This is a genomic window from Bradyrhizobium sp. 132, from assembly GCF_023074185.1.
Lineage (GTDB): Bacteria > Pseudomonadota > Alphaproteobacteria > Rhizobiales > Xanthobacteraceae > Bradyrhizobium.
Genome location: NZ_JADPKY010000054.1, coordinates 87,652 through 94,092 on the forward strand (window position 1 = coordinate 87,652; position 6,441 = coordinate 94,092).

The following is a 6,441-nucleotide window of genomic DNA, read 5'->3' on the forward strand; positions in this document are numbered from 1 at the left end:
AAGAAGGCTGGAGCAGAGTAGTGCGAGCCCAGCTGCGGTTATTCCCAGGAAGCTACTGGCGACAAGGTCATGATTGCGCATGAAAGCCTCATTTGCAGCGTCGAACAGAAACCGCTGATCTCTGCTTGCTCTGCGTGTTGCCGAGACCTCAATTATTATTCAAAGTAGACGCACATTTCCTTCTGTTGTGCGCCAGAAATGCAGTTTTCCGGCGCAACTTAGCGACAGTTCGCAGTATCGCAGTGACGAACGCTGATAGGTCGTCGTTCAAAGATACCTTGGTAAACCTGATTTGGCGCCGGAGGTGAGCCGGTTCATATAGTTGCAAGGTGGGTGTAATCTTGCGGCAGAGCTATCGCTAAAGTGTGGTGACCGCCTGGCCAGTCAGGCGGTGGCGGTTATTGATCTTGCAGCGCATTCGGTTGAGCGATACCGCAAGTTCTCGATCAGGCCAGTGTCCGGCAAGCTTGCGGAGCGCATCAACTGCGGTGGGCGCCATGTCGGTCGGATACCGGCCAGTCTTGACGCGCGCGACACGCACCTCTGTATGGCGTCCGCCGCGCCAGTGAACCAGTAGAACGGCCTCGTTGGTGGCGTCGTCGAGTTCACACACGATTTCCTGAACCAGGATATGGATGAGCCGCTGCTTGGTTCGCGTGTCCGCTGAAGATGCGTTCCATACTGCCGGCAGGTCACGGGCAAGTTCTGGAGCAGGCGAGCGCGATCAATCTTTGGACGCGTCGCCTACATAGCGGACAGTTCCTCTATTCGACGCTCAAGTCCCGCCACGTGCTCCAGCGCCTCGTTCCAACGCGCCTCAAGCTCGCGGCCGACGCGGTGCTTGGCGGGATCCACAAGTTCGTATCGACGCGAGGTGAGAGATGCATCATAGCGCGCTCCTTCAAGGTCCCGCTCAACAGCGGCGACAACTTCTTTTCTTGAACAATCGACCTGATCTGAAGCGAAGATCGCCCCTTCCACAGCGCGATCTGAGACGGCCTCCAGTATCTGCCAGGCAACCGCGCGATAAATTCGAACCCCACCGATACCAATGCACAGTCCCGCACCCACATGTGCGTCGTCGCCGCGGCACTGGTAGCGATGCGCGTTTACTTTCGCCATGCCATAGAAGACACGCATCATCCGCCCACAGCGTCCGCACCGCATGAGACCGGCCAGAAGCGCACGGCCGCCGCGCGCTGATTTACGTGCGCGACTTTTTCTTCATATGAGCAGTTTCGAGAAGCAGCTTCTGATTGTCTTCATAATCCTGCCAACTGATATAGCCGCGATGATTGTCGCGCAGCAGAACGTTCCACTCTTCGCGGGGTTTGTCGACCCCGCTGACTTTGCGCGCCCGTCCATCGACAATCCGCGTTCGCTGAGCTCTCCGCCCGAACGCGTAGGCTCCAGCATACAGTGGATTGTGCAGAATCTGCATAACGCTGTGATGGGCTGGCGCCTTCCAGATCAGCTTGTAGACATCAATATTGCGCAGGACGACGGGCATTTTGAGGTCGACCGACGGCAGCCAAAGAAAGACCTGACGCGCGCTAACCAACGCGGTGAACTTGGCAAAGACGAGCCGAATCGCGGCGACCACATGTTCGTCTGGGTCGATTTCGATCTTGCCCACTTCGCTCCAGCAGAAGCCAGGGGCAGCATGAAGCGGCATTCCCCGCGCCGCGCTTTGGAGTCGCGGGCTGCGATGCCGCGTTGTCGCAGTAAGCTCAGCTCATATTCCGACATCGTCCCCTTCAGACCGAGCAGCAAGCGATCATTGACGAGTCGCGGATCATAGGCTCCATCTGGGTCGATGACCACGGCTCCCGCCAACGCAAAGTCGATCAGGTGGTGCCAGTCGCGCGCGTTTCGCGCTAACCGCGAATCCTCGATCCAGTAAACGGCTCCGACATCGCCGGAGCAAACCATCGCCACAAGCCGCTCGAAGCCGGGCCGCTGCAGCTGGCGGAACCGGAACGTCCAAGATCGTCGTCGATACTGTTACCGACGCGAACCCCGCCTTCTCCGCAGCTCCCGCCAGCTCATATTGCCGGCGCTGGCTTTCAAGATTGCCCGTGACCTGCACCATGGTCGATTGGCGAACGTAGACCACGGCGATACGGCCGAGGTGTTCAGAGGTGACCTTGCTGCTCATCGCCGCCCCCCTTCATCGCCGATTCCTCCACCCTCAGGGCTTCCAGCAGAAGGTCCGCCAAGGCCTCGATCAGTCCTTCCGTGCTTCGCTCCGCTGGCGCTTGACGATTGTGATTTTCGAGCTCGAGAACGAACTGAGCTCGACTGCGACAAAGGCTTCTCTGCACAACCCGTCTCCTTCTGCTTGGAAGGACCGGAGTGTGCTCCTCGCTTCCGACTCGTTCCGAGCGACGCGAGAACGGCAGCAAACTCGTTGAGACCCTCGATACTGATCTCAGGCAGCCCGAGCGTCATGCCGGCGCAGTAGCCTTCGTCAAACATCCAGTTCGGCAGCTCACGGCAAAGGTCAGGCCGCTCATCCGTGTAGATGCAAGTCAAATCCTTGCCGCGCCGGAATGGCGATACCTGCAGGGTTCGCCTGAACAGCGGGTGCCACGGATACGCGATCGCCGCATAACGAAAACTGTATGTAGAATGTCGCTTGTTGTCTTCGGCGACCGCGGAAGACAAACAGATGACCGCTGAGCGGGTCCTTGCGCAGCACCTCCTGCACCTGGAGTGCCAGCGACGGAACGCCTCGGCGCATGTCCGTGTAGCCTGTCGCAAGCCACACTCGTGCGCCCATCGGAACCGGGATCATCGGCGCACCAAAGCATCGAGAACGCGACGTAGCGCGTATCCATCAACACCGCCATCGACCCGGATGCGGTGCCCGCTACCAAGATCTATCTCGATGATGCCCAGGCTCTTCCGTCGCCGCGCCGCCGTCGTCGTCAATGGCGCTTCGGCCATCTCCCGCGGCGGCACAGACGGCCCAATCTCGACCGGCACGAACGGCGCTATACTCGCTTCACCGTGCTTGCAAAGCTCTTTGCGCCACCGGAACAGCTGGCTTACATGAAGGCCAGCCATGCGAGCCACCTCGGAAACACTGGCTCCGGGCTCGAGCGATGCTGCAACAAGCCGTTCCTTCTCATCCTGCGACCACCGGCGCCGCCGTTCGACCGATGTGATCACCTCCGCCCTCGAAATCGTCATAGCGCTTCTCCTAGGATTACCCCTAGGACCTGCAGCGTTCGCGTCCGTCAAACAAGGCGGCCCTCAACGGAGGAATACTGAACTCGGCATGGCCGGAAATGTGGGTACTTGAAAGGCTCAACGGAGAGTTACCGCGCGGAGCCCGTATCGCCGCGAGAGAAATTCTCGCAGACCTACCCGAGAACGGCGCGCAAAGCGCTGTGGTTAGCGTCCAACATTTAGAGATTTTCCTCCGTGCTCGACGACGTTCCTGAATTTCAAAAGGATTGAGGGAGCGGAAATCCAAACCCAACTGTCCAATCGCGTGCCTTTCCTCCGGCAGCGATCTCCAACTATTTCTCTGCTCCGTCGTCCTTTCCTCGTCTTGTGCCTGTTACTTGATCACTTATTGTGCCGAGCAATGTCTCGGGAGTCACCTGTTCAAGCACGCTTCGCTTGCCCTGACTTCAGTAGCCAAGTGACGATGTCATAAGTGCCACAGGTCTTGCGTTGACGCTCGAATCCTGCGATTTCGACGGATTTCACCGTGTGCGAGGTGTGAGAAGTATCTAACTCTGCTGGTGCTAGCTCGCAACCGACAGCACCGCCCGCCTCCAATACATCGTTCACCCCGGTATCGCCTGATATCCCTTCACGATTTGATGCGTCATAAAGGTGTTCGTTGAAGAAGGTTGACGAAACGAGCGAAGAAGGATGTTTGATCGGATTTCAGAGCCGACGGCGTGGCCCCAGGATCATAAACCAAAAAACTGACGCGACGACGAGACCGCGTACTCTGGAGTTCAGCAATCTGAACGGCAGGGTCTTCCTGAGCGGACTAGATGCTCGAAAGTCCGAGCACGTCTGGATCGTCCGCTGGATCCTCGCTGGATTAGCGCGCAAAACCTTCAATGAAGTCAATGCAGCTTTGTGAGGGTTTCGACCGAATCTTATCCATGCGGGACCGGCTGGTCCGCCGCGGTGGCGCGGGACTGGCACTCGGATCGCCCTAGTTCGCAGCCCAACCGCATTAGGTTTTATTGCAGCCGAAGCCTTTGTGCAGACAGCGCTTGCTGCATTGAAACAATGTCTTGGTATTATACATGCCCATACGGAGTCGGTAGAAATGGCTCGCCATGTGACTGCTCCAATGCCAGTTCGCGAGTTGAGATGGTGAAATGCGCTATGCCTTGCGTCGATCCTGAAAGAAGCGGCCAACAGGGCGCTTTTTGAATTGCTGTTGACTCCGTATTGTTTTCGACGTTCCGTTCGAGCAATTCGAGCCAATCGAAGGAGCGATCCTCCCTAATCAGAGGCTCACGCTCTAAGTCTGAGCGGATCTTGCACAAACGATCCGAAAGTGTGGCAGCCTTTGTGATCCTGAATGAGATAATCCATACAGAACGGCCAATAAGCAACAAAGCAAAACCATGTTTCTCCTGAACCAGCACACTGATTACCGCGCTCCGCTTGATGCTTCCGACGCCGACACGTTGAGCGTTGTGGCCGCCCGACGGGTCGAGCGATTTCTCAGGCATCGCGATGGCCACAAAGAAACCCCTCTCATCTCGTTGACGGGCCTTGCTCGCGAGATTGGAATCGGTGCGATCTACCTCAAGGATGAAAGTCATCGTCTCGGCCTAGGTAGTTTCAAGGCGTTGGGCGGTTCTTATGCTGTAATTCGCTTGGTTCTCGAGGAAGCAGGCCGGCAGTTCGGTCGTGATGTTGACGTGTCCGATTTGCAAACACTTGAAGTGAAGTCGGTTGCAGGAGGCATGACAGTTTCTTGCGCTACGGATGGCAATCATGGCCGCTCGGTTGCTTACGGTGCTAAGCTAGTTGGTGCAAAATGTGCCATCTTCGTTCATTCTGGCGTGAGCAATGAGCGCATTTCTGCCATCGCGCGATATGGAGCGCAGATGATCCGCATCGAGGGCAACTATGACGATTCGGTTGCCGAGGCATCCAGAGTTGCAGCGGAGAATGGTTGGATCACAGTCTCTGATACATCCTGGTCGGGCTACGAGCGTATTCCCGGGCTGGTGATGCAGGGGTACACCGCCCTACTCAGCGAGGCCTTCCGTCAACTGCCTGAGCATCCGACCCATGTCTTTATTCAGTCAGGTGTAGGGGGAGTGGCCGCCGCCATTGCAGGACATTTTGCGGTCTTATCAGGCGACGACCGTCCGTTCTTCACTGTTGTCGATCCTTCGCGTGCAGCGTGTCTATTCGAAAGCGCGCGAGCCGGGCATCCCGTGAAGGTGAATCATGGGCAATCAACCGTGATGGCAATGCTCGAATGTTATGAGCCGTCGCTCGTTGCTTGGCGCATCCTTTCGCGAGTAGCGGACGCTTTTACGACTGTCGAAGATCACGACGCGATCAATGCTATGAAACGTCTGGCGAACCCGACGGATGGCGATCCGACCGTTGTCGCAGGGGAAAGTGGTGGTGTTGGCCTCGCCGCACTACTGAAAGCGGCTTCCGATTCGGCATTTCGAGACACGATTGGTATTGGATCAAATTCACGGGTCTTCCTGATCAACACCGAGGGCGCGACTGATCCTATCCTTTACGAAAAGCTCGTTGGGGCGACGCCAGCGGCAGTAAGCGCGAAAAAACGTTGAGCTGCCAAGAGCAGAGCCGGCAGCTCGTGATTAGAATTCGGCGTTGGGCGATGTGTCGGCTAGACCAGTACGGAGATAGCCTTTCGCGCGATAGTTCCACGTCTGTAGGAAGCGGTGCCACAAAGCTGGCTACATCGCGCCTTAGAGCCGTATCGTTTGTTGATCGTCCATTTGTAACCACGGTAGCCTTGTAAAGGCAGAAACGACAGTACTGCTCGAGAAGGGTGAGGTGAGAGAGTCAGCAGGCTGAAATCGGCGTCTTCGGGACGCGCAGACCGTATCGTCATGCGCGCCCCCATTCTCGAAGACCTTACGTGTTCTTCAGCGCGACGCGGAATTCGGCTTCGGTCTTGGCCTTGACCTCGTCGAGCGAGACGCCGTCGGCGAGCTCGATCAGCGCCATACCGCCGTTGCCGTGCTTGTCGATGGTGAAGACGGCCAGATCGGTCACGACCATGTCGACCACGCGCTCGCCGGTCAGCGGCAAATTGCACTGCTTCAGGAGCTTTGGACCGTCCTTGGCCGAATGCTCCATCACCACGACGACGCGCTTGACGCCGGCGACGAGATCCATCGCGCCGCCCATGCCCTTGACCATCTTGCCGGGGATCATCCAGTTGGCGAGATCGCCGTTCTGAGC

At 57.5% G+C, this 6,441-nt stretch carries 7 protein-coding genes and 1 pseudogene; 1 reads left to right on the forward strand and 7 read right to left on the reverse strand.

Features of this window, described 5'->3' with window-relative positions; all coding sequences use genetic code 11:
- Window positions 1-358 precede the first annotated feature (358 nt).
- The 6 genes and pseudogenes from IVA74_RS09700 to IVA74_RS09725 all read right to left on the reverse strand — a co-directional run bounded on the left by IVA74_RS09700 (window position 359) and on the right by IVA74_RS09725 (window position 3,195).
- Complete coding sequence (locus IVA74_RS09700; RefSeq protein ID WP_247342174.1) at window positions 359-613, reverse strand: hypothetical protein; 255 nt, start codon at window positions 611-613, stop codon at window positions 359-361.
- A 131-nt stretch (window positions 614-744) separates the two neighbouring features.
- Entirely contained in the window at window positions 745-1,143 is a 399-nt protein-coding gene (locus IVA74_RS09705) for a hypothetical protein (RefSeq protein ID WP_247342177.1), read from the reverse strand.
- A gap of 61 nt (window positions 1,144-1,204) precedes the next feature.
- Window positions 1,205-1,636, reverse strand: a complete 432-nt coding sequence (locus IVA74_RS09710; protein ID WP_247342198.1) for a recombinase family protein — start codon at window positions 1,634-1,636, stop codon at window positions 1,205-1,207.
- A gap of 98 nt (window positions 1,637-1,734) precedes the next feature.
- Window positions 1,735-1,932, reverse strand: a pseudogene (locus IVA74_RS41120) (serine recombinase); the annotation flags it as partial.
- A gap of 580 nt (window positions 1,933-2,512) precedes the next feature.
- Complete coding sequence (tnpB, locus tag IVA74_RS41125) at window positions 2,513-2,797, reverse strand: IS66 family insertion sequence element accessory protein TnpB (RefSeq protein WP_346730931.1); 285 nt, start codon at window positions 2,795-2,797, stop codon at window positions 2,513-2,515.
- Window positions 2,794-3,195: a transposase gene (locus tag IVA74_RS09725; RefSeq protein WP_247342180.1), complete on the reverse strand. Its 402-nt coding sequence runs from the start codon at window positions 3,193-3,195 to the stop codon at window positions 2,794-2,796. Before IVA74_RS09725 ends, tnpB begins: the two co-directional genes overlap by 4 nt.
- Before the next feature lie 1,409 nt (window positions 3,196-4,604).
- Between IVA74_RS09725 and IVA74_RS09730 the strand changes: the two genes are divergently transcribed.
- Window positions 4,605-5,801, forward strand: coding sequence for a diaminopropionate ammonia-lyase (locus IVA74_RS09730; RefSeq protein WP_247342182.1), 1,197 nt, complete (start codon window positions 4,605-4,607; stop codon window positions 5,799-5,801).
- Between the two features lie 310 nt (window positions 5,802-6,111).
- Here IVA74_RS09730 and IVA74_RS09735 read toward each other — a convergent pair.
- Window positions 6,112-6,441: CoA-transferase (locus IVA74_RS09735; protein ID WP_276578147.1), on the reverse strand; the 330-nt coding region annotated here is incomplete at its 5' end.

Coding starts and splice junctions, on each gene's coding strand:
- IVA74_RS09725 (WP_247342180.1), bottom strand. CDS start 3,195: ATGACGATTTCGAGGGCGGAGGTGATCACATCGGTCGAACGGCGGCGC.
- IVA74_RS09705 (WP_247342177.1), bottom strand. CDS start 1,143: ATGATGCGTGTCTTCTATGGCATGGCGAAAGTAAACGCGCATCGCTAC.
- IVA74_RS09730 (WP_247342182.1), top strand. CDS start 4,605: ATGTTTCTCCTGAACCAGCACACTGATTACCGCGCTCCGCTTGATGCT.
- tnpB (WP_346730931.1), bottom strand. CDS start 2,797: ATGATCCCGGTTCCGATGGGCGCACGAGTGTGGCTTGCGACAGGCTAC.